Raw genomic sequence first — 21,960 nt, forward strand, 5'->3', positions numbered from 1 at the left:
CCACTATTATTTCGCCTCGCCAGACGATTGGTCGCGCGACCGCTGAGCAGGTCATTGCTCGAATTGAAGGTCGGCACCTCCAAAATAACCAGACCGATGTCGGGTTTGAGATGTCGATTGGTGACAGCGCTTAAAACAATTGCCAATAGCACAAACACCCCGACGATAATCGCCAGAATGGCAAACCATTGCGCATTCTGGATAAGCCACGGTGCATCGTCGTGACCATTGAGAATGGCCGCCATTTATTTGTCACCCAGGGTGTCCTCAACCCCGCCAAACTCTGAACGAACGTAATTGGTGAGAGAGGCGATCTGGTTGTTATCCGCGCTGATGAGCGCATGGGTGCACCACTAGTCTATTTTTTGATGCTACTGGCGACCTTCGTGCTGGGTGTCATCAACTCGTTCGTCCATGCAAAAGACGTTTGGGCCAGCATGCCGACCGGGCTCATTCTATCCGTTATCACGGTCATTCTGGCCTGCGCTGCAACCTGGATTGGCCTCGCCAGCTGGCGCATTGGAGGTGCAAGATGAAACCCGTCAATATCCTGTCGATAGCCTTGGTTGCTACGCTCCTAAGCGCATGTGGCGAAAACAAAGTAGATGATACTGCACAGGTCGGACCGGATCCGACCCTGCCCGAAACTCACCGCGGCCTGATACCCACCTTGAAAATCGCCGAGCCGGCAAGCTGGGGTGATCGCCAACCCACAGTGCCGTCAAACTATAAAATCAGCGCCATTGCCACTGACCTGAAAATTCCGAGGCAGACGTTAGTCTTGCCCAATGGGGACATTCTGGTGGCAGAAGGTCGGGGCGGCAACGCGGCCAAGCTGCGCCCCAAGGACTTCATTGCGGGTTATTTCAAAGCTAAAGGCACTACTGCGGTCAAAGGCGGTAATCGGGTGACACTGCTGCGCGACAGTGATGACGATGGCACTTATGAGACACGTACTGTGTTCGCCGAGAATCTGAATGCGCCCTACGGGCTTGCGCTCATCAATGACCAACTGTACGTCGCCAACCAGGACGCAGTGGTGCAGTTCGATTATCAGCCCGGTCAGACCACCGCCAGTGGGCCAGCGCGTAAACTCACCGACCTGCCCCATACGGTCAATCACCACTGGACCAAGTCCATGACGGCAAGTCCTGACGGGCAGTTCCTATACGTTGGCATCGGTTCAAACAGTAACATTACGGAAAATGGTCTGGAGGTAGAGGCGGATCGCGCCAGAGTCTGGGAGATCGACGCCAAGAGTGGCGCTCACCGGCCTTATGCAACCGGTCTGCGCAATCCGACAGCGCTGGATATTCTGCCCGGTACTGACCAACTATGGGCAGTGGCCAATGAGCGCGACGAGCTGGGTCCACGATTGGTGCCGGATTACCTGACATCGGTCCAGGACGGTGAGTTCTACGGCTGGCCCTACAGCTACTGGGGACAGAATGTTGATCCTCGGGTGAAGCCGCAGCAACCTGACATGGTAGCCGCCGCGATTGCTCCGGATTATAGCCTGGGATCGCACAAAGCCCCTTTAGGCCTGGCATTCTCAACGGCGACCATGGGTGACAAGTTCAGCGAAGGTGCATTCATCGGAGAGCATGGCAGTTGGAACCGTTCTGACCCAGCGGGTTACAAGGTAGTCTTCGTTCCCTTTAGTAACGGCAAGCCAGCCGGAGACCCACTGGACTTCGTCACCGGCTTCCAGGGTGAGGATGGCAAGACCCGTGGCCGACCTGTGGGCGTGACGGTGGATCCCGAAGGGGCACTCATCGTCGCCGATGACCTTTCAAATACCATTTGGCGGGTCACCCCCACTCAATAAGCGGTATAACAAAAGCCTTCTTCGCGGGCGTAGCCCTAACCCGGAGCGGTTCAATGATTCCGGACACCATCCTGAGCTCCGGGGCACCGGGCTCAGGATGGGACTATCGGCCGCAGTTGGCTCCGTTTACTCAAGCATGCGCTCCAAAAACGTATAGGACTGCCCCCAAACCATGCCGCCGAGCAATTGCGAGCGGGCGGTTTTATGGTTGAGAATGCGACCGGCCGAAAACACTCCGAGCAGCTTCTGCAACCAGATTTCACAGATGTCGCAATCAACGTGAATCTCGGCAAATTCAAAGATCTCCCAGAAGGCGTAACTTGATCGAAAGTCAGGGGTGAGTTGGAGAGCCGGTCATCCTGGCGATTATGCTATGGTTGTTTTGGTCAATCGGCCGTCATCCGAGCTCCAAATTAGCGCATTGATTGAAACTTAAGAAGGCATCAACATGAGTTACGAATCAACGCCAGCAGATCGCTCACGTATAATCAATGCCCTTGCCGGCGGCTGGGTCGCGGACGCCGCGAGTCTTGGGTTGCACTGGCTGTACGATAGCCAACGCATCCAGGAGGTTGCCGGCGATTCACCGGAGTTTCTGACACCCCGGGCAGACTATTTCGAAGGCGGGTTCGGGTATTTTGCCCATAGCGGCAAACAATCCGGCGACGTCAGCCATTATGGCGCGGCCACAGGGGTGTTAACAGACAGCTTATTGGCCAGTGAAGGGGTGCTGGACATCCGGGATTATCAGCGGCGCTTTCGCTCTTTTTTTGGCCCCGGTGGTCACTGGCGAGGTTACATCGACAACCCGACCCGGCGCACTCTGGAAAACCTGAATTCAATAGAGCAAAACGCCATTGAGCAGGCAAGATCAACAACTACAGCCGACCTCACGGACACGCAGAAGCGCGTACTGGTGACGAAGGTTTTACCCTATACCCGGTATTTGAGCGGCAGCCAACTGGCTGACCCGGTACGCAAGGCCATTGACCTTACTTATCACGAACCGGAGATTCAGGAAGCCGGGGTTCATCTGGCTGAAACCATTGACCGCCACTTGCTGCCGGAAAGTGGCGCCGACGACACGCAACTGCCTGCAGTCTCCAAATTACCACCGCTGGTGGCCATCTATTGCGGTCAACCAAACCTAATGGAGGTAACAGAAGCCGCCGTGAGGGTGACCAATCACAACGACGAGGCAGTGGCCTGGGCTCGGTGTGCCGCACGGCTCCTCGATCATCTGTTCCGGGGCGAGTCGCTATCAACGGCTCTTGAAGCGGCTACCCCCGAAGCAACAAACACAAAAAATCTCGCCCATGCCCTTTCCTGTTCTGGTCTTGATGCCACGGGCGCTGGCGACATCTCTGGGCGCACGTGTTCCCTATCCGAAGCCATGCCGGTAATCTTTCACATTCTGAGCCACGCCCGCAGCTTTACCGAAGCCATTCGTGCCAATATTCACTGTGGCGGCGATTCTTGCGGACGGGCCTGGATTGTCGGGCCGGCGATGGCCGCCCTGCACGGCGTTGGCGGGGAGCGCGGCATTCCTCTGAGCTGGCTGGCCCGGGTATCCGATGCCCCGGCTATCCTTACGGATATTGAGACGTTGGTTAACCGAACATAACAATGCATCCGCACGCTGCGGTGAAATGACGTAAGGGTTGCTTATGATTTTCGGAATCGCCTGGTTCGTAATGATGTGGTTTGGCTTGGTGATGATCGCTCTGGTAGCTGCCGTGATGTTTGTGCGGCGCAAGAAACGCCATGGCGAGGATGAAAGCGCCACAATCGCCGATCAGCCACAGCAAGGGGCTCGCCAACAGGTGCTTGAAAAAATAAATGAAATTCATGTCGCAACGGAAGGGCTCCGTGGCCGGGCAAGAATAAAGGCTCTGCGGCACTGCATGGATAGCATGAGCGACGACCTGGAGCTCGTCTCGGAAATTCGCCCCCCTGCGATAGGCGCACCCAAGGGGGAGTGGGTGATTGCACCCGGATCAGACCCCAACCGCCGGATTCTCTACATTCACGGCGGTTCCTGGTTTGCCGGCAGCCCCAAAAGCCATCGAGCCATCACAGACCGCCTGTCGAGGTTGACCCACGCCTGCGTATTCGCAATTGATTACAGACTAATGCCGGAAAACCGCTATCTGGACGGTATTATCGACTGTCAGCAGGCTTACCACTGGATACTCGACAATGGCCCGGACGGACAAGCATCGGTTGAGTTTATGGTGATCGCCGGGGATTCCGCCGGCGGCAGTCATACCCTGGGGCTGATCGCCTGGATACGAGACCAGGGACTACAGCCACCGAATGCCGCAATCGCCCTGTCGCCCTCTACCGAGCTCATGTTGACGTCGCTGGGCAAGCGGCCAAACTTGAAAACCGATGCCATGCTGGGGCCAATGATTCAGAAGATGGCCCGGATACCCTTACCGTTGCTGTGGTGGGGGACGGTTTTGGGTTTTCGGGTCTTGCCGACCAGCCCGATTGCATCACCCTTGCGCGGAAATCTTCACAATCTCCCGCCTACGTTGATTCACGCCAGCGAATCGGAACTACTGCTGGAAAACGCTCAGCGGTATGTGGCAAAAGCGCAGGCGGCCGGCTCACCGGTGGAACTGAGAACCTGGCCAGATATGGTTCATGTCTGGCATCTGTTTACCCCACTTTTACCAGAGGCAGAAGAGGCGTTTGAACATATAGGAGAATTTCTGGCGCAGGTGGAGGCGCGTTCAACATGATAGGCTTGAACTGGCTGGCACCTTATGATTTTTCGCCAGCAACGATACTGGGCTACGTTCTCGTGCTGGGGTTCTATGGCTATGGGCTGCTGAAAATGCCGGAAGACAATCGGCCGGGCAGCGGACGGATACTGGTTTTCGTGGTGGGCGTGATGCTTTGCTACGGCGTTATGCAAACCCGATTTGATTACTACTCTCAATACATGTTCTTCATTCACCGTGGCCAGCACCTGATTCTTCACCACCTGGGGCCGCTCCTGATCGCACTCTCCAATCCTCTGCCGGTGATGCAGTTTCTCTACAGCCGGATCAAGCCCGGGATAAGGCGGGCACTGTCTCCCCTGGGCTGGATATACCGGTTCCTGCAACACCCTGCTGTTGCATCCTTCCTGTTCGTGGGGCTAATTTACTTCTGGCTGTGGCCGCCCATTCATTTTAATGCCATGCTCAGCCGTGACCTGTACTGGATCATGAACTGGAGCATGCTGCTGGATGGCCTGCTGTTCTGGTGGCTTATCCTGGATCCGCGTTCACCGGTATCCGGTAATGCCCTGGGATACGGCAAGCGAATCCTGCTGCTGGCCCTGGTGGCGGTTCCGCAGATAATTCTGGGCGCTACCATCGTTTTCTCCCAGGGCATGGTTTATGACGTTTACGAAGTGTGTGGCCGTGCTTGGCCAATGGCACCGGAGACGGACCAACTCTTGGGCGGGCTGATCACCTGGATCCCTCCGGCCATGATGAGCATTCTCGGCATTCTGATCATTCTTCGCCGCGCCATGCGGGAAGACGGTAAGGCATTCCCATATTCCGAAAAATTGAAGGCAACCCATTCATGAATAATCCGTTCCGTTCGCGCCTTTCAGGAAGGCTGTCGATCATTGTTGTGGCTATGACAACGGTCATTCTGGCTGGTTGTTTTGGCGACGCCAAGTCCTGGCGCAGCAAGGACATCACCGGCCTGATGCCGGAACTGGCCTTCGAACTGACGGATGCCTCCGGCGATACCGTGACGGCTGATAAAACGGACGGAGAGATCCGGATGTTGTTCTTCGGCTTCACCTCCTGCCCCGACGTCTGTCCCGCAACCCTCCGGAAGTTGTCTCGCGCTGTGAGCGGCATGCCTGATCAATGGCAGAATGACACCCGGATTATTTTCGTCAGCGTTGATCCTCAAAGGGACACACCGGAACGGATTAAAAGCTATGTGGATTTCTTCAGCGACAGAGCCATCGGCCTCACCGGTGAAGAAAAAGCACTGAGGGCGCTGAGTAAACGCTATCGCACCACCTTTGGCTACGACGATCCTGACGCGGAGGGCAATTACAACGTGTCGCACAGTGGCGCCGTCTATGTATTCGACCGAAAGGGAAACGCTCGCCTTCTGTTTCGACCTGACCTGACGATCGAAGACATCCGGACAGATCTGGTTGCGCTGGCTCAGGAAAGCGGAGTGTGACGTAGGGGTCCTGCAACCTATATCCAGTGCCGGCGCCTGAAGAACCAGAGCAGCCCCAGAACCGTTATGATCATGACGCCCCAGACCATCGGGTAACCGTAATACCAGCGCAGTTCCGGCATGGACCAGGGGCTGCCCGGGTGGTTAAAATTCATGCCGTAGACACCCACCACAAACGTCAACGGAATGAAGATGGTTGCGATAATCGTCAACACCCTCATCGTTTCATTGGTGCGCTGGCTGATGCTGGAGAGGTAGATATCCAGCATACTGGTGGTCATTTCGCGGAAGCTTTCCAATAATTCGATAATCTGGATGCTGTGGTCGTAACAGTCCCGGAAATACACCAGCGTGTCTGCCAGAATCAACTCGTCTTCGCCCCGCATCAACGTCGTGATCAGCTCTCGCTGCGGCCAGAGCACCCGGCGGAGGATCAGTAACTCCCGTTTCAGTTCATGCAACGACGACAGCGTTTTCTGATCCGGGCGCTCCAGCAACTCCTCTTCAAGCGTTTCAAGCTGGCCTCCGAATTGTTCCAATACCGGAAAACCGGCGTCGACAATGAAATCCATCAGGGCATAAAGCAGATAATCGATGCCTCGGTCGGCGAAGCGTCGGTTGCTGGACTGTCGCATGCGCTTGCGCACGGGCTCAAAAGGGTCTTCCGCCAGAGGGCAAAAACAGATCACATAGTCCTTTCCGACAAACAGGCTGACCTGGACCAACTCCAGATTCTGCCCATCGTAAACAGGCAGTGCAGCGATGATGAATATCTGGTTGTCGTAAAGCTCGATTTTGGGGCGCTGGCCGCTGTTTATGATGTCTTCCAGCGCCAGATCGTGAAGATCGAACAGCTCACCAAAATTTCGAAGCGTGTCCGGATCAATATGCCCGTTCACCTGAATCCAGGTTTTGGTCTCACGGGCAAGGAAGGGTTCGCAATCGCGCGCCGAATCGAGGCGGTGCTCCTCAACCGAGGACGCCGTGTAATCGATCAACTTTATAGAAACCGGCGTTACAGGCTTCTGAATAGCCACCAGAGTTCCGGGTGCCGTGCCTGGGCTGTGGTAATGTTTGTTGAAATAAGCCATAAATCGTTCTCATTGGCGACGCTAACGTCGGTGGACGCAGATTCGGCGGCGCTTTTGCCCAGCAATGAGCCCGGCAATCAGCCCAGCAATCGCTCTTTGGCTTCGTTAACACGGGCGGCCAGGTAGTTACTCCCGCCACGGTCCGGGTGTATTTTCTGCATCACCCGACGGTGGGCCTGGATAATCTCATCCCGGCTGGCGCCAGCCTCCAACCCCAGAACATCCAGGGCTTCGCTCTCGGTCAAAGCGCCGCCACCACCCGAATGTTCAGGTTCAGGGTCTTGTGCACTGCCATCGCCAGACGGGTCGTCGGTGCGCCAGGAATCGCCGAAACGGCGATCCAGATAGGTTTCCAGAAGCCGTGCGGAATCGTCATCGTGGGCCCGGCAATACTGCAATAGCTCGATGAATTCACCTTCTCCCAGATCGGCCAGTACTCGCCCGGCCATGGGGCCTTGCAACACCTCACCGCTCATGGTTTCGGAGTCGTGGTCGAGGGTCATGTCGAGGATATCGCTGGAAACATGAGATTGGTTACCCGGTTTCGCCTTCGCTGCACCGCTACCTGCGCCCAAGATGCGCCCTGACAGTATAGAGGGCAGCAGCCGGCGCAACAGTGGGAAAAGAAAAGCCAACAGGCCAAACACCAAGTACAGGCGCCCAGTCAAAGCCAGCAGGGCCAACATCAGAATACCAGCAGCTAACACCAGCTTGAGAATGGCCGCCTTGCGTTGGCTGGGCGGTTGGTTGCGTAGCCAGACCCACGCAAAAAACGCCATTACGATGATCAGAAGCGTTAGTGGCACTCGGATGCTCCGGGCCAAATGGCCCACCGGTTGATTGGAATAAGCGCTACCTGATCTGTTGAGTCAAACGCTTGACCTCCGGCGAGCTGCCACTGGAATAGTCTTGCAGTGCCTTGGCTCCTCCGGAAGCATAGACCGCAACGGCAGCCATAAGATCCTTCAACATTTGAGGGCTGTTACGATCAAAAGGTGCATAGGCGCCTCCAGACAGTTTGCTAACCTGCTGGAACACCGCACGGGCATGCGCATCGGCACCCTCTTGGAACATAAACACCGGGGTTCGCAGCATGCCCAGTTCCCCGGCAATGTGGCAAAGTTCGTCCACAGCTTCCTCACAACAATCGCCGATAAACACCACGGCCTTGACCGTCTTTGCCCGGGTTTCTTTCCTGGCGTGCGCCAACACGCGGCTAATCTGGGTGCGCCCGCCGAGGCAGGAAACTCCGTTCATCAGGTTAAGCAGCTGGCCGGTCTCACCGACAAACTCCGTGGCCTTGAATTCCCCAAAGCCGCGGTAGTAGCAAAGCTGAATCACCAGGCCGCCCAAATCCCTGGTCGCCAGAAAAAGCTCACTCTGCAGGTGGCAAGCCTGATCCCAGGTGGCACCCCGGCTGGCGGTAGCATCCAGAGCAAAAATCAGCCGGCCCGGCCCTCCACCCTGTTTAGGCATGTTGCGGACTTGATGGATAAACTGGTCAATCGACTGTTTATCGGATTTGTTACGGAGCTCTTTATCGGACATAGGCTTTTACCCGCCGCTTCACTCTGCCAATGTGGTACTTCAAGCTTAGGGTAAAGGCTACGCAATTCACAGGCCCGGCGGCGCGATACACCCGGACTTTGTGGGCATTACAGTTTTGCCAATGCCTCAGTGACTGGCGTACTGCCGGACACCACATAGAAAACACGATTGTCAGCCGTCGTCGTATCCAGCGCCGCCAGCAGAACGCGGGCAACATCCTGCCTTGGTATTTTACCTGTATGTTCGTGCCCCGTGCTGACGGCGACCTTGCCCGTACCCTCATCATTCGTGAGTTGCCCCGGGCGAACAATGGTGTAATTCAAACCGCTGCTTTTCAGATGCTCATCGGCGTTGTGCTTGGCTTGCAAGTAATGACGAAGTTTTTCTGGCCCGTTATCAGGCTCCTCGGCACCCACGCTGCTCACAATAATAAAACGCTCTATGCCCATGGCCTTCGCGCTGTCAATCAGCCGGATAGCACCGTCCTGATCCACCTGTGTCGTTTTATCCGGCCCGGTATCAGGGCCGGAGCCAGCGGCGAAGACAACAACATCGCAACCCTTCATCGCGTCACTGCAATCTTTTTCCAAGTCTCCCAAAACGACTTCATCGGCGCCCAACTTTTGCAATTCCGGCCCCTGCTCCGAGTGCCGGACCATGGCTCGTGTCTGGTGATCGCTGTCGGCCAATTCCCGCAAAAAGTGTTGGCCTATCTGTCCGTTAGCACCTGCAATGAAAACATTCATGGCGAATCTCCTGATTGGGCATTCCTGCTGGTTACGATATATAGATCAGTGCGCGGTATGCTCAATTCAACCCACGCACTCTTAATTTATACCAGCCCGTGCCAAAGCAGTTGCAGCGAGATCCTATTTTAACGACAAAAAAGCGCGGCACCGTCAATGATCCATACACGCCTGGTAATCTCATCTTGCGCGAGGCGCTGCTGAAGTCATGCCAGGAGGGCGAGGCCCGACATGGCCCGAGTTTTCGAGGCGCTAGCTCCAGCCACGCTCCTCCCCTCCCACTTATTGCTACTATCTGGTTTCTACCAGATAGGGCTCTATTGCCTTGTCGAGGTCCTGCGAAGGGGACTTAATTACCAGTCTATCTGAAACGATCTCGTGGACGACCATTAGCGATAACGCTTTGTGGCCAAGAACGTGCACCATTACACGGTTGCCTAGATTATCCCTCGTCGTAGTTGCCATTTGGTTGCTTCCACTCGGTGTGAGTTTCAGCCAGATAGCTCCATCAGAGAGGATGGCGGCCTCAATCGCGTCTCCAGTCAAGTCGATGGACGCGGCATTGCTCTCTTGAGCATGCACTTGTAGCGACTGAGTGCTACACGCCATTCCGATAATTGCAAGCGTAAAAACCAGCAGTCTTAATAGCATGGGTTCTGCGGCATCCCCTCAGTCCAGGTTGATTCAACATCGTATGAGACTACGAATGCATCGGAATTTGTCGACACCTCGAAATCCCATCCCATTGGCTCTTCCCCAAAGGCTACAAACGTGAAAGTAACACTCTGCTGAGGCAGAATGATTGACTCCCTCGTTTGTCCAAACGGCGATGCATCCTTGACAGAAATGATAGTGCCAAGGATATCTTGGTTGGTGAATGTCAGTTTGACCGCCTGGCCAAATGATCCACTGATTGTCGATGCTCCAGTCAACGCACCACCTTGTCCCCCGACGGGCACAAATTGGTCTGTACGGACAACTTGCACAGCGTCGACGGCCAGGGCAAAGTCTACTATTGTACCCCCAACATCTTGTACCTCGTATGCTAATTGAACCGTCTGACCCACGAGCCCAGAAAGGTCGGTGTTGTAACTGATCTCAGGCGTAGCTCCGTTGTATCCAACTAAACCTGATGACCAGGACGAGCTGTTGACGTTGCCGCTGGCTATAATTTCGACCTTACCTGGTGCAGTCAATCGGGCAAGATAGGTGTCGTTGTACTCTGTACCGAAGTATTGCGGCCATTCATTAGAAAGAAACCGAATACGGCCAGAAACTTGCTCATAAGCACGTGGGACAACAAATACATGGCTCAAGGTGCCCTTGGCTGATTGGGAGCCCGCATTGCTGACAACCACGGCTTGGTCACGACGGTAGTGCAACCATTTCCAATGTTCAAAAGGGTGTTAACGTTACACTGACATTCCCGGCATCGCGGCCAGATTGAAGGTTTCTTATATGAATAACGCCAGATCTTCATTTTTCTTTTTAAGCGGGCTCGTGGTTTTACCCTTCACAACACCTGCCCAAGGCCAATCGGTAGCTGACATTGTCGTCACCGCTCCGGTAATGGAACGCACTCTCTATGAAACACCGGCTGCCATGTCGGTGATCCGGCAAGAACCTGTTCGAGAAGGCCAACCCCGGCTAAAGCTGGATGAAACCTTAGGCCAGGTTCCCGGTATATTCCTGCAAAATTCCGAGAACTTTGCCCAGGGCGAGCGCATAGCCATTCGCGGATTTGGCGCGCGGGCGCCTTTCGGCGTTCGCGGTGTGACCGTTGTGGTAGACGGCATTCCTTACACCTTGCCCGATGGCCAGGCGCAATTGGATGCTATTGATCTGGACAGCGCAGAGCGCATCGAAGTCATCCGGGGGCCGGCTTCTGTTCTTTACGGTAACGCCGCAGGGGGCGTGATTAGCGTAACCACGGCGGATGGTCGCCGTGGCCCCGATCACACATCGGTTCGTGTTACCGGAGGCAGCAATAACCTCAGCAAAATCGCCGTAAGCAACAGCAGCAGCGATGGACCCTGGTCTCACAGCGTAAGTGCCTCGGCCCTCAACTACGAGGGGTATCGTGATCAGGCCCGCGTCGAAAAATACCTGTTTAATAGCAAGCTGCGCAGGGAGCTTTCGAATGATCGTTCAGTGACCGCCATTATTAATCTTTTGCAGAACCCTCGATCGGAAGATCCCGGAGCACTGACCGCAGAGCAAGTGGCCGCCGACAGGTCACAGGCGGGAAAATTTACGCAAGAATATGACACCGGGCAAACGGTGGATCAGCAGGTACTTGGCCTGCAATACCAGGATCTTTCCGCAGGGCCGGGCGAGTTCCGGGCAAAAACTTTCTACCTGCGCCGGAATTTTCAGCAGCAGCTCCCGTACCCCGGCGACAGTCGTATCGATTACAACCGCGACTATTTCGGAGCCAATGCCGATTATCGCCAGTCATTTGAGCTTGCAGGACTGCCATTTCGCTATGTTGCTGGTGTAGAAGCTCGTGAGCAGCGGGATGACCGCATCCGGCGGGAAGTGAGTTTCAACGGTAATTTGCAAGGACTAACGGCCGACGAGCTGCAAACTGCCACCGCTCTGGGTGTCTTCACGCAGGGCGATCTTCATTTGACGGATCAGGTGGTTCTGTCTCTTGGCGGTCGCTTCGACCGGGTTCGCTTGAAGGTGAACGATGATTTTGCGCAGGATGGAGACCAAAGTGGAAGCCGTGCTTTCCGGGAATGGAGCGGTTCCGCAGGCTTGAGTTATCACTATCGGCCATCCCATCAAGCCTTCGCCAACATCAGTACCGCCTTCGAAACGCCGACCTTTTCGGAATTTGCCAACCCGGTGGGGGTCGGTGGCTTCAACCCGGAGATCGAACCCCAGAAATCACTGAATCACGAACTCGGATTGCGCGGCGAATGGAACAACGGCATTGATTACGACGTCACGCTGTTCCTGGTGGATGTTCGCGATGAACTTGTTCCCTATGAGTTATCCGGCGCAAGCGGCAGAACGTTTTACAGGAACGCTGGCGATACAACACGCAAGGGCTTGGAGACCGCGATCGGCTGGCTGTTTGCGCCTAGCTGGCGCATCGACAGCGCACTGACGCTCGCCAGATACACCTTTGACAACTACCGGGCAGACGGCAACCGATACGATGGTAATCGATTGCCAGGCCTGCCAGAGCAGACCTGGAGCAATCGCCTGCAATGGCACGGCCTTGGCGGCACCTTCGCCGCCTTGGAAACCCGTTACGTGGGCGATATGGTTGCAGACGACGCCAACGACGTAAACGTAGACGACTACTGGTTAGTCAACCTGCGCGGTGGCAACACCTTGTACGCTGGTCGGAACCTTCTTCTGAAAGGCTTCGCGGGTGTTCGCAACCTTACCGACAAAAACCACTTCGCAAATGTGCGTATTAACGCCAGCAATGACCGTTACTTTGAGCCTGCAGCCGGCCGCACCTGGTACGCAGGGCTCGAATTCGTGTTTTGATGTCCATTTTGTCAGCATCGCACCGAGCCTCAATAGGAGGCTAATCTGTTAACATGGTTTAAATTCCTAACCAAGAGTTGAAACGTTATGGATGCAACCAAGTTTTACATTAATGGGAAATGGGTCACACCTGAGGGAAACCAGCGTCTGGAGGTGATTAACCCTTCTGACGAGAAAGGGTTCTCCACCATCACTCTGGGTTCACAGGCTGACACAGATAACGCTGTCAGCGCGGCAAAAAAGGCGTTCCCCGCCTGGTCGGCGTCTACCAAAGAGCAACGCACTGAATTGTTGGAGCGGTTGTTCGAAACCTACAAAGCGCGTGCCGAAGAAATGGCACAAACCATCAGCCAGGAAATGGGCGCGCCGATTGATCTTGCAAGAAGCGCACAGGTTGGCGCCGGTGCTGCACACCTGAAAACCACCCTTCGCGCCCTTAAATCGTTCAACTTTGAACACCCGCTGGGTGATCACGCACCTGACAACATCATCCTCCACGAGCCTGTCGGTGTTTGCGCACTGATAACGCCCTGGAACTGGCCAATGAACCAAGTGATGCTGAAGGTCGCTCCGGCGTTAGCGGCGGGCTGCACAGTGGTTCTCAAACCCTCGGAAATCTCGCCTTTGTCCGCCATGCTTTTGGCAGACATGATTGATAGCTCGGGTTTCCCTGCCGGGGTTTTCAACCTGATCAATGGCGATGGTGAAGGCGTTGGCTCGCAACTCTCGAAGCATCCAGACGTCGATCTGGTCAGCTTTACGGGCTCCACCCGTGCCGGTAAAGCCATCACAATCGCCGCGGCCGACACCATGAAGCGAGTCGGACTGGAATTGGGCGGCAAAGGCGCCAATATTATCTTTGCAGATGCCGATGAAAAAGCCGTCACCCGTGGCGTTCGACACTGCTTCGCCAACTCAGGCCAGTCCTGTAACGCACCCACGCGGATGCTGGTGGAAAAGTCTGTTTACAAGCAGGCCGTTGAGACCGCAGCGTTGATTGCCAGCAAGACCGATGTGGGCCAAGCCGGCAACGAAGGCCGGCATATCGGGCCGGTGGTCTCCGAGCAACAGTTCCAGAAAGTTCAGGCGCTGATCAAAAAAGGTATAGCCGAAGGTGCCACGCTGGTCGCTGGCGGTGAAGGACGACCAGAAGGTTTTGACACGGGATATTTTGTGAAACCAACCGTTTTCGCGGATGTTACGCCTGACATGACCATCTGGAGCGAAGAAATCTTCGGGCCGGTTCTTGCCATCACGCCGTTTGAAACCGAAGAAGAGGCGGTTGCGCTGGCGAACGATACCCTTTACGGGCTTACCAACTACATTCAGACCAGCGACAAGGAAAGAGCCCGCAGGCTCGCCAAACAGGTTCGGTCAGGCATGGTAGAAACCAATGGACAGTCCGGATCGGCGGGTTTCCCGTTCGGTGGTATGAAGCAATCGGGTAATGGCAGCCGTGAAGGCGGTGTATGGGGGCTGGAGGAATTTCTGGAAGTTAAATCCGTCACCGATTGGTAACGCGGATTCCGGTAAATTTCTGTCAGTGACGGCAAAGCCGAAGCGAGATCTGATCGCTTCGGCTTTGCTACTTAAAGCGCCTATTATTTTACCGGCGCGTTAAGTACGGTCAGCACCTCTTCCAGTTCCGATATCATCTGGCGGATCAGTTGCTTGTACTGCGTGGTGTCATCTTTCACTTCGTGGCTGCTGAGCTTCTGCTTGGCGCCACCAATCGTGTAACCCTGCTCGTACAGTAAACTTCGAATCTGGCGGATGGTAATAACATCAGCGCGCTGGTAATACCGGCGATTACCCCGGCGTTTAACAGGCGATAGTTGCGGGAATTCCTGCTCCCAATAGCGCAGAACGTGAGCTTTGACAGCACACAGATCTGCCACTTCACCTATCGTAAAGTAGCGCTTTCCCGGAATGGCAGGAAGTTCGTTGTTATGACTCGGTTCCAACATACGTTTCTACTTTCTGTTTCAGTTTCTGTCCCGGACGGAACGTAACAACACGCCGTGCGCTTATCGGAATTTCTTCACCGGTTTTCGGGTTTCGCCCAGGGCGCTGCTTTTTATCGCGCAGGTCAAAATTACCGAAACCCGACAGTTTTACCTGTTCGTTGTGGCTAAGTGCGGCTCTGATCTCATCAAAGAAAGCTTCCACCATTTCCTTGGCTTCGCGTTTGTTCAGGCCCAATTCCTCATACAAGCGCTCTGCCATTTCCGCTTTCGTCAAAGCCGCCATCTTTCAACTCCTCAGTATTGCGCCCAACTCTTCTTTCAATGCGTCGATGACACCGTTGAAGAGCGAATGCACCTCATCTTCATTCAGCGTACGCTCAGGATGCTGCCAAAACAGGCTCAACGCCAGGCTACGGTTACCCTCACCCAGGCTCTCTCCCTCGTAAACATCAAACGCACGCAACGCCGTAAGGCGCTCGCCAGCGTGTTTTCGAGTTACACGCTCAACATCGGCAAACGCCACTTCACCACTGATAATAATAGCCAAATCCCGGCGAACTTCGGGGAATTTCGAAATATCTTTGAAATTAGGCACATATCCCGTAATGATCGAATTCAAGGATAGCTCAAACATCAGAATCGTGCCATTAAGTTCAAGATTTTTCTGTACTTGTGGGTGCAACGTGCCCAGCCAACCGACATGTTCTCCGCCCCGCAGGAGTTCAGCGGTCTGGCCCGGGTGCAAAGCCGGGTGTTTGTTGCCTAAAAACCCGATTTCAATGCCCAGCAAACCAAACAATCCTTCCAACTCCCCTTTTACATCAAAGAAGTCAGCCATTCTGCGACCGTTTACCCAGTTTTCAGGATACTGTGACCCTACAACCACCCCCGCCAGCATGGGTTGCTGATCAATACGTTCGTCATTTTGCAAAAACCGCAATCCCGTCTCGAACAAGCGGATTCGCGACTGCTGCCGATTCTGGTTGTAAGACACGGTTTTTAGCAATCCGCTCCAAAGGCTTGTTCTCATTACAGACAGGTCTGATGAAATTGGATTGGCCAAGGCAATGCCCTCACGCTCGGGGTCTATCTGGGCCTGCACTTTGGGATCCACAAAGCTGTAAGTGATCGCCTCCTGGTAACCGTGGGAAACAAAATAATCGCGTATCGCTGATATGGGACGAATGGCTTCTTCGTTAACCGTCAGGCCCAGTGAGCCAGTCGGTTCGGTCACCGGGAGATTGTTGTAGCCATAAATCCGGCCCACCTCTTCAATCAAATCTTCTTCAATTGAAATATCAGGACGAAAGCTGGGCACCTTAATGCGCCAACCGTTCTTCAGTAACTTGGCGATGCCGAGGCCGAGACGTATCAGAATTTCTTCAACCGTGGCGCGGTCGATTTCAAGGCCCAAAACGTCTGCCAATCGCTGCGAACGCAGGTCGATCGTGCGCTCTTTTGGCAAATGTTCGGCACTGGTCACCTCAACAATTTCGCCCGGCTCGCCGCCTACAATATCCATCATCAAGCGGGTTGCCCGCTCCATGGCTGCGCGGGTGAGCTCATAATCCACGCCCCGTTCGAAGCGGTGTGAGGCATCTGTATGCAAACCATAGTGGCGCGCCTTGCCCGCAAGGGTGATTGGGTCAAAATAAGCGGCCTCAAGCACAAGATCACGGGTTTTAGGGCTGACACCGGAATGTTCACCGCCCATGATGCCAGCGATGGCAATGGGTTTTTCGCGATCCGCGATCACTAGCGTTTTGTCGGTCAGCTCAACTTCCTGGCCGTCCAACAGCACCAGTTTTTCGGCCGGCAGCGCCATACGAACCACGATGCCCTCGCCGATCTCGTCCCGATCAAAGGCATGCATGGGCTGGCCCTGCTCCAACATCACGTAGTTGGTCACATCCACCGCCGCATCAATCGATCGAATCCCCGATCGGCGCAGTTTTTCCTGCATCCACAAGGGTGTCTTCGCTTGCAGATCTACGTTGCGAAGAATACGCCCCAGGTATCTTGGACAGCCCTCAGGCGCGTCAACGCGGATATCCGGAACCTCAGAGTGTAAGGCTTCAACGGGATTGATCTGCGGCGACTGGAGCGCCAGGCTGTTCAGCACACCCACTTCACGGGCAAGGCCTTTGATGGAGAGACAATCGCTGCGATTCGGAGTCAAATCCACATCAATAGCGACATCGTTGAGCTTGAGATAATCACGCACGTCGGCTCCTACCGGCGCATCGGCGGGCAGCTCCATGATGCCGTCGTGGTCACCAGAAAAGCCCAGCTCCGATTCAGAGCACAACATCCCTTCGGAAGGCTCACCGCGAAGCTTGGCTTTACGAATTTTGAAATTACCCGGCAATAAAGCACCCACCACGGCAAAGGGCACCTTCATGCCCTTGCGAACATTGGGCGCGCCGCATACAACCTGAACCGACTGAACGCCATCGCTTACCTGACATACACGGAGCTTGTCGGCGTTTGGGTGGGGCTCAACAGACTGGAGCTCTCCAACCACAACCCCCTGAAACTCTCCGGCCACGGGCTCGAAGCCATCGACTTCCAGCCCCGCCATCGTAATCTGATCCATCAACGCCTGAGAACTGATGTCGGGGTTAACCCACTCGCGCAGCCACTGCTCACTGAATTTCATGATTATTGCCTTGTTCTGATGCGGTTTCGACTGTTGGTTTGGAGGCCGTGAAACGTTGTATTAACGGAACTGACGCAGAAAACGAAGATCGTTGTCAAAAAACATGCGCAGGTCATTTACGCCGTAACGGAGCATGGCCAAGCGTTCAACGCCCATACCGAATGCAAAACCGCGATACTCTTCTGCGTCAATACCGCAGTACCCGAACACCTTTGGGTGCACCATGCCGCATCCCATGATTTCGAGCCATTTGATGCTGCCGTCTGCTTCTCTGCCCCATTCGATATCAACCTCGGCAGAGGGTTCGGTAAAGGGAAAATAGGATGGCCGAAACCTTACCTGAAGATCACGCTCGAAAAATACCCGCAAGAACTCTTCAACCGTGCTCTTCAGATCGGCAAAACTGACGTTTTTCTCAACCAGTAGCCCTTCAACCTGGTGGAACATAGGGGTATGAGTCATATCCGAATCACAGCGATAAACTCGCCCGGGACAGATCATGCGAAACGGGGGCTTCCCCGCTTCCATGGTGCGAATCTGCACCGGAGAGGTGTGGGTGCGTAGCAGAGTACCGGGATTAAAATAGAAGGTGTCGTGCATCGCCCGGGCAGGATGGTGACCCGGAATGTTGAGCGCCTCAAAATTATGGTAATCGTCTTCAATTTCCGGCCCTTGTTCCACGGTATAGCCAGCGCGGGAAAAGAAGTCTTCTATGCGTTGAAGGGTTCGGGTAACCGGATGCAACCCGCCAAGGTCCTGGCCGCGACCAGGCAAGCTGACGTCTATGGATTCACCGGCGAGCTTCTGCTCGATGGCAATTCGCTCAAGATGACTTCGCCTGGCGTTAATCGCTTGTTCAACCTGCCCTTTGGCCTCATTGATCTTCTGACCGGCGGCAGGACGCTCTTCTGCAGAGAGCTTGCCCAGCGTTTTGGCCTGCTGGGTGATGGCACCTTTCTTACCGAGGTATTCCACACGAATTTGATCAAGCGCCTGCAAGCTGTCGGCGTTCTCTACTGCCGTCAAACCGCCGTGAACCAGTTGCTCCAGGTTTTCCATTGACCCTGCTCCAAACCAGAAGTGAGGATTTCAAAAATTGAAATCTTGAAACAAAAATAGGGGAAGAGCGCGCCCTTCCCCTATTAAACGGTGTCTTTTTGGCCTTTATGAATAAACGCCTGACACCGGTTCGATTCGTAATCGATGAGAGAGCTAAGCGATCACAAAGACGCTTTGGCTGTCTCAACAACAGCGGCAAATGCCTGCTGTTCGTTCATGGCCAGATCTGCCAGAACCTTACGATCGATCTCAACGTTTGCCTTTTTCAGGCCAGCGATCAAACGGCTGTAAGACAGGCCGTTGATACGGGCGCCAGCGTTGATACGGGCAATCCACAGAGCGCGGAATGAACGTTTGCGGTTACGACGGTCGCGATACGCATATTGACCGGCTTTGATAACCGCTTGCTTGGCAACCCGGAACACACGGCTACGAGCACCGTAATAACCTTTGGCCTGCTTTAAAATCTTCTTGTGACGACGACGTGCAACCACGCCACGCTTAACACGAGCCATACTATAATCCTTCTACCTTAAAACCGTTGAGTGTGCAGTGCGTGCTGATTAAGCGAGCATGCGCTTTACGGATGCCACATCAGACTTGGCAACCAATGAAGTACCACGCAGCTGACGCTTACGCTTAGGGCTCTTCTTGGTCAGGATGTGACTGGTGAAGGCTGACTTGTGCTTGAAGCCGGTAGCCGTTTTCTTAAACCGCTTGGCCGCTCCACTTTTCGTTTTCATCTTAGGCATTTTAAAACTCCGCATTCGTTTTTAATGACATCAATGTGAACCTGAACGACAAAACCCCCGCTTGTGGCAGGGGATTCATCACTGAATCAAATTCACTTCTTTTTGCGGGGGGCCACGATCATGGTCATTTGACGGCCTTCCATTTTCGGCCGCATTTCAACCTGAGCCAGCAATTCAATATCCGTTTCGATGCGTTCCATGAGCTTCATACCAATTTCCTGGTGTGCCATCTCACGGCCACGGAAGCGGATAGTAATTTTGCCGCGGTCCCCGCTTTCAAGGAAACGTACCAGGTTGCGTAGTTTTACCTGATAATCCCCTTCTTCAGTTCCTGGACGGAACTTAAGCTCTTTGACTTGCGTCTGTCTCTGTTTTTTCTTGGCTACAGCCTTCGCTTTTTTCTCATCGAAGACTTTTTTGCCATAATCCATTATTTTACAGACGATCGGATCGGAATCAGTCACCTGCACCAGATCCAGAGTCGCCTCTTCTGCCATCCTGAGCGCTTCTGTGATTGAAACCACACCCACTTGCTCGCCTTCGGCGTCAATCAGACGGACTTCAGTTGCGTCAATGTTATCGTTGATTGGCGCTTTTGGTGTACGTCCACCCCGATTCGTTCGCTGTTTAATAATTAATTCTCCAACTTGGTTCTGCCCTTACGCTCAACATCTTCCTGCAGAAGTTGCTCGAACGCTTCAAGCGATAGAGTTCCCAAATCTTCACCTTTGCGGGTTCTCACCGCAACGGTGTTGTTCTCGACTTCTTTATCGCCGACAACGACAAGAAAGGGAACTTTGTTAATAGTGTGCTCGCGGATTTTAAAGCCGATCTTCTCGTTTCTCAAGTCAGCATTAACCCTAAAGCCCAAAGAATCGAACTTTTTCGCCAAATCTCGACAATAATCACGCTGATTATCGGTAATATTGAGAATCGCGACCTGAGTTGGCGCTAGCCAAGTCGGGAACGCTCCCTCGTACTCCTCAATCAAAATACCAATAAACCTTTCAAACGAGCCGAGTACGGCACGGTGCAGCATTACTGGAGTTTTACGTTCGGAGTTGTCCGCCACGTATTGCGCGCCGAGGCGTCCAGGCATAGAGAAATCTACCTGAATAGTGCCACATTGCCACACCCGACCGATACAGTCCTTGAGAGAAAACTCGATTTTCGGGCCATAAAAAGCACCTTCACCCGGTAATAGCTCCCATTTTACCCCTTCGCGGTTCAGCGCATCTTCCAGAGCAGCCTCGGATTTATCCCACACTTCATCAGAACCCACGCGTTTTTCAGGGCGAGTAGAGAGCTTGTACAGAATTTCGGTGAAGCCAAAGTCTTTGTACACTTCGTGCAGCAGGTCAATAAACTTGGACACTTCCTGCTGAATGGCGTGCTCTTCACAAAAAATGTGAGCGTCGTCCTGGGTAAACCCACGCACTCGCATAAGCCCGTGAAGCGCACCGGACGCTTCGTTACGGTGGCAGGAACCGAATTCCGCCAAACGCAGGGGCAAATCCTTGTAGCTTTTTAGGCCCTGATTGAACACCTGAATGTGGCACGGGCAGTTCATGGGCTTGATGGCGAAGTCGTGCTTTTCCGACTCGGTGGTAAACATCCCTTCTTTGAACTTGTCCCAATGGCCCGACTTTTCCCACAGCGCCCGGGACACAATTTGCGGTGTTTTAATTTCCTGGTAGCCGTGACGACGGAGAATATCGCGCATGTATTGCTCGATTTCCTGATAAACAGCCCAACCCGCCGGATGCCAGAACACCATGCCCGGCGCTTCTTCTTGCATGTGAAACAGCCCCAGCTTTTTGCCCACTTTGCGGTGGTCACGCTTTTCGGCTTCTTCAATGCGGTGCAAGTAGGCTTTCAGATCTTTCTTGTTGGCCCAGGCGGTGCCGTAAACGCGCTGTAACTGTTCGTTGCTGGTGTCGCCACGCCAATAGGCGCCGGCTACTTTAACGAGCTTGAAGGCTTTCATCTTGCCGGTACTGGGCACGTGTGGGCCGCGGCAAAGGTCAATAAAATCACCCTGGCGATAGAACGACAAATCTTCTTCGCCGGGTATGTCTTCAATAATCCGGACTTTATACTCTTCGCCCATATCCGAGAACAGTTGCACCGCTTCGCTGCGGGACATCACAGAGCGAGAAACGGGCAGATCCTGCTTGGCGAGTTCGGCCATACGCTTTTCAATACGCGCCAGATCTTCATTGGTGAAGGGGCGATCGTATTTGAAATCGTAGTAAAAGCCGTCGTCTACGACCGGCCCGATCGTCACCTGCGCTTCCGGAAACAGTTCTTTGACCGCCATGGCGAGCAGGTGCGCGGTGGAGTGACGGATAACCTCAAGGCCATCGTCGTCGCGCTCTGTGATGATGGCCAACTCAGCGTCGTTTTCTATCAGGTGGCTGGTATCAACCAGGCTGCCATCAATTTTACCCGCCAGTGCGGCCTTGGCCAGGCCGGCGCCAATGTCGGCGGCCACATCGTGTACGGTGACGGGTTGTGCAAAACTGCGATGGCTGCCATCAGGCAGGGTAACTACGGGCATGGTGCGCTCCTGGCGTATGTCTAGAGAGTGCTCTAGA

At 54.3% G+C, this 21,960-nt stretch carries 22 protein-coding genes and 1 pseudogene; 8 read left to right on the forward strand and 15 right to left on the reverse strand.

Annotation, left to right across the window (positions count from 1 at the left end; translation table 11 throughout):
• A partial coding sequence (locus ENI00_RS06940) for a hypothetical protein (RefSeq protein WP_304100756.1) occupies nt 1–245 on the reverse strand: 245 nt, incomplete at its 3' end.
• 105 nt (nt 246–350) lie between these two features.
• Here ENI00_RS06940 and ENI00_RS06945 point away from each other — a divergent pair.
• A pseudogene (locus ENI00_RS06945) lies at nt 351–536 on the forward strand (hypothetical protein); the annotation flags it as partial.
• Nucleotides 533–1,828 (forward strand): PQQ-dependent sugar dehydrogenase, encoded by a 1,296-nt coding sequence (locus ENI00_RS06950; RefSeq protein WP_304100760.1) that lies wholly within the window; start codon nt 533–535, stop codon nt 1,826–1,828. The pseudogene ENI00_RS06945 and the gene ENI00_RS06950, both read left to right, overlap by 4 nt.
• A gap of 126 nt (nt 1,829–1,954) precedes the next feature.
• On the opposite strand, the gene ENI00_RS06955 is transcribed toward ENI00_RS06950, so the two are convergent.
• Nucleotides 1,955–2,131: a molybdopterin cofactor-binding domain-containing protein gene (locus ENI00_RS06955; RefSeq protein WP_304100858.1), complete on the reverse strand. Its 177-nt coding sequence runs from the start codon at nt 2,129–2,131 to the stop codon at nt 1,955–1,957.
• A 145-nt stretch (nt 2,132–2,276) separates the two neighbouring features.
• On the opposite strand from ENI00_RS06955, the gene ENI00_RS06960 reads away from it, so the two are divergent.
• Genes ENI00_RS06960 through ENI00_RS06975 form a run of 4 tightly spaced genes read left to right on the forward strand, consistent with a single transcriptional unit; the run spans nt 2,277 to nt 6,034 of the window.
• The gene (locus tag ENI00_RS06960; protein WP_304100761.1) at nt 2,277–3,452 is read left to right on the forward strand and encodes an ADP-ribosylglycohydrolase family protein; all 1,176 of its coding nucleotides are present in this window, start codon (nt 2,277–2,279) and stop codon (nt 3,450–3,452) included.
• A 43-nt stretch (nt 3,453–3,495) separates the two neighbouring features.
• On the forward strand, nt 3,496–4,575 hold the full coding sequence (locus ENI00_RS06965) for an alpha/beta hydrolase (protein WP_304100762.1): 1,080 nt from the start codon (nt 3,496–3,498) through the stop codon (nt 4,573–4,575).
• Nucleotides 4,572–5,414: a cytochrome c oxidase assembly protein gene (locus ENI00_RS06970; RefSeq protein WP_304100764.1), complete on the forward strand. Its 843-nt coding sequence runs from the start codon at nt 4,572–4,574 to the stop codon at nt 5,412–5,414. The genes ENI00_RS06965 and ENI00_RS06970 overlap by 4 nt, the downstream gene beginning before the upstream one ends.
• Nucleotides 5,411–6,034, forward strand: coding sequence for an SCO family protein (locus tag ENI00_RS06975; protein WP_304100766.1), 624 nt, complete (start codon nt 5,411–5,413; stop codon nt 6,032–6,034). The genes ENI00_RS06970 and ENI00_RS06975 overlap by 4 nt, the downstream gene beginning before the upstream one ends.
• Nucleotides 6,035–6,051: 17 nt before the next feature.
• Here ENI00_RS06975 and corA read toward each other — a convergent pair whose 3' ends face one another.
• The 5 genes from corA to ENI00_RS07000 form a co-directional block, all read right to left on the reverse strand.
• Nucleotides 6,052–7,125, reverse strand: coding sequence for a magnesium/cobalt transporter CorA (gene corA / locus ENI00_RS06980; protein WP_304100768.1), 1,074 nt, complete (start codon nt 7,123–7,125; stop codon nt 6,052–6,054).
• A 77-nt stretch (nt 7,126–7,202) separates the two neighbouring features.
• A complete protein-coding gene (locus ENI00_RS06985) occupies nt 7,203–7,931 on the reverse strand; it encodes a molecular chaperone DnaJ (protein WP_304100770.1) in 729 nt (242 codons plus the stop codon).
• Between the two features lie 46 nt (nt 7,932–7,977).
• Nucleotides 7,978–8,673 (reverse strand): VWA domain-containing protein, encoded by a 696-nt coding sequence (locus ENI00_RS06990; protein WP_304100772.1) that lies wholly within the window; start codon nt 8,671–8,673, stop codon nt 7,978–7,980.
• Between the two features lie 107 nt (nt 8,674–8,780).
• A complete protein-coding gene (locus ENI00_RS06995) occupies nt 8,781–9,419 on the reverse strand; it encodes an SDR family oxidoreductase (protein WP_304100774.1) in 639 nt (212 codons plus the stop codon).
• A gap of 641 nt (nt 9,420–10,060) precedes the next feature.
• A complete protein-coding gene (locus ENI00_RS07000) occupies nt 10,061–10,801 on the reverse strand; it encodes a hypothetical protein (protein ID WP_304100776.1) in 741 nt (246 codons plus the stop codon).
• Between the two features lie 76 nt (nt 10,802–10,877).
• Between ENI00_RS07000 and ENI00_RS07005 the strand changes: the two genes are divergently transcribed.
• Together ENI00_RS07005 and ENI00_RS07010 are read left to right on the forward strand one after the other, a co-directional pair.
• Complete coding sequence (locus ENI00_RS07005; protein ID WP_304100777.1) at nt 10,878–12,926, forward strand: TonB-dependent receptor family protein; 2,049 nt, start codon at nt 10,878–10,880, stop codon at nt 12,924–12,926.
• A gap of 87 nt (nt 12,927–13,013) precedes the next feature.
• Nucleotides 13,014–14,444 carry an aldehyde dehydrogenase family protein gene (locus ENI00_RS07010; protein WP_304100779.1) on the forward strand — a complete coding sequence of 477 codons (1,431 nt, stop codon included), beginning with the start codon at nt 13,014–13,016 and terminating at the stop codon, nt 14,442–14,444.
• Between the two features lie 83 nt (nt 14,445–14,527).
• Here ENI00_RS07010 and ENI00_RS07015 read toward each other — a convergent pair whose 3' ends face one another.
• The 8 genes from ENI00_RS07015 to thrS form a co-directional block, all read right to left on the reverse strand.
• Entirely contained in the window at nt 14,528–14,893 is a 366-nt protein-coding gene (locus ENI00_RS07015; RefSeq protein ID WP_304100781.1) for a MerR family transcriptional regulator, read from the reverse strand.
• Nucleotides 14,874–15,176 carry an integration host factor subunit alpha gene (gene ihfA, locus ENI00_RS07020; protein WP_304100783.1) on the reverse strand — a complete coding sequence of 101 codons (303 nt, stop codon included), beginning with the start codon at nt 15,174–15,176 and terminating at the stop codon, nt 14,874–14,876. Before ihfA ends, ENI00_RS07015 begins: the two co-directional genes overlap by 20 nt.
• Nucleotides 15,177–15,179: 3 nt before the next feature.
• Nucleotides 15,180–17,552, reverse strand: coding sequence for a phenylalanine--tRNA ligase subunit beta (pheT, locus tag ENI00_RS07025; RefSeq protein ID WP_304100785.1), 2,373 nt, complete (start codon nt 17,550–17,552; stop codon nt 15,180–15,182).
• A gap of 60 nt (nt 17,553–17,612) precedes the next feature.
• Complete coding sequence (pheS, locus tag ENI00_RS07030; RefSeq protein WP_304100787.1) at nt 17,613–18,611, reverse strand: phenylalanine--tRNA ligase subunit alpha; 999 nt, start codon at nt 18,609–18,611, stop codon at nt 17,613–17,615.
• A gap of 161 nt (nt 18,612–18,772) precedes the next feature.
• Nucleotides 18,773–19,126 carry a 50S ribosomal protein L20 gene (gene rplT, locus ENI00_RS07035; RefSeq protein ID WP_304100789.1) on the reverse strand — a complete coding sequence of 118 codons (354 nt, stop codon included), beginning with the start codon at nt 19,124–19,126 and terminating at the stop codon, nt 18,773–18,775.
• A 48-nt stretch (nt 19,127–19,174) separates the two neighbouring features.
• Nucleotides 19,175–19,363 carry a 50S ribosomal protein L35 gene (rpmI, locus tag ENI00_RS07040; RefSeq protein WP_292273720.1) on the reverse strand — a complete coding sequence of 63 codons (189 nt, stop codon included), beginning with the start codon at nt 19,361–19,363 and terminating at the stop codon, nt 19,175–19,177.
• A gap of 92 nt (nt 19,364–19,455) precedes the next feature.
• Nucleotides 19,456–19,995, reverse strand: a complete 540-nt coding sequence (gene infC / locus ENI00_RS07045) for a translation initiation factor IF-3 (protein ID WP_304100860.1) — start codon at nt 19,993–19,995, stop codon at nt 19,456–19,458.
• Nucleotides 19,996–19,997: 2 nt separating this feature from the next.
• On the reverse strand, nt 19,998–21,923 hold the full coding sequence (gene thrS / locus ENI00_RS07050) for a threonine--tRNA ligase (RefSeq protein ID WP_304100792.1): 1,926 nt from the start codon (nt 21,921–21,923) through the stop codon (nt 19,998–20,000).
• Between the last annotated feature and the right edge of the window lie 37 nt (nt 21,924–21,960).

The organism is Marinobacter antarcticus, assembly GCF_011049865.1.
Taxonomy (GTDB): Bacteria; Pseudomonadota; Gammaproteobacteria; order Pseudomonadales; family Oleiphilaceae; genus Marinobacter; species Marinobacter antarcticus_A.

Excerpts from the sequence above, each read along its gene's own strand:
- ENI00_RS06960 (WP_304100761.1), top strand. The coding sequence starts at position 2,277 with ATGAGTTACGAATCAACGCCAGCAGATCGCTCACGTATAATCAATGCC.
- ENI00_RS06995 (WP_304100774.1), bottom strand. The coding sequence starts at position 9,419 with ATGAATGTTTTCATTGCAGGTGCTAACGGACAGATAGGCCAACACTTT.
- ihfA (WP_304100783.1), bottom strand. The coding sequence starts at position 15,176 with ATGGCGGCTTTGACGAAAGCGGAAATGGCAGAGCGCTTGTATGAGGAA.
- ENI00_RS07005 (WP_304100777.1), top strand. The coding sequence starts at position 10,878 with ATGAATAACGCCAGATCTTCATTTTTCTTTTTAAGCGGGCTCGTGGTT.
- thrS (WP_304100792.1), bottom strand. The coding sequence starts at position 21,923 with ATGCCCGTAGTTACCCTGCCTGATGGCAGCCATCGCAGTTTTGCACAA.
- ENI00_RS06965 (WP_304100762.1), top strand. The coding sequence starts at position 3,496 with ATGATTTTCGGAATCGCCTGGTTCGTAATGATGTGGTTTGGCTTGGTG.
- ENI00_RS06950 (WP_304100760.1), top strand. The coding sequence starts at position 533 with ATGAAACCCGTCAATATCCTGTCGATAGCCTTGGTTGCTACGCTCCTA.
- rpmI (WP_292273720.1), bottom strand. The coding sequence starts at position 19,363 with ATGCCTAAGATGAAAACGAAAAGTGGAGCGGCCAAGCGGTTTAAGAAA.
- pheT (WP_304100785.1), bottom strand. The coding sequence starts at position 17,552 with ATGAAATTCAGTGAGCAGTGGCTGCGCGAGTGGGTTAACCCCGACATC.
- pheS (WP_304100787.1), bottom strand. The coding sequence starts at position 18,611 with ATGGAAAACCTGGAGCAACTGGTTCACGGCGGTTTGACGGCAGTAGAG.
- ENI00_RS06970 (WP_304100764.1), top strand. The coding sequence starts at position 4,572 with ATGATAGGCTTGAACTGGCTGGCACCTTATGATTTTTCGCCAGCAACG.
- ENI00_RS07015 (WP_304100781.1), bottom strand. The coding sequence starts at position 14,893 with ATGTTGGAACCGAGTCATAACAACGAACTTCCTGCCATTCCGGGAAAG.
- ENI00_RS07010 (WP_304100779.1), top strand. The coding sequence starts at position 13,014 with ATGGATGCAACCAAGTTTTACATTAATGGGAAATGGGTCACACCTGAG.
- rplT (WP_304100789.1), bottom strand. The coding sequence starts at position 19,126 with ATGGCTCGTGTTAAGCGTGGCGTGGTTGCACGTCGTCGTCACAAGAAG.
- corA (WP_304100768.1), bottom strand. The coding sequence starts at position 7,125 with ATGGCTTATTTCAACAAACATTACCACAGCCCAGGCACGGCACCCGGA.
- ENI00_RS06975 (WP_304100766.1), top strand. The coding sequence starts at position 5,411 with ATGAATAATCCGTTCCGTTCGCGCCTTTCAGGAAGGCTGTCGATCATT.
- ENI00_RS06990 (WP_304100772.1), bottom strand. The coding sequence starts at position 8,673 with ATGTCCGATAAAGAGCTCCGTAACAAATCCGATAAACAGTCGATTGAC.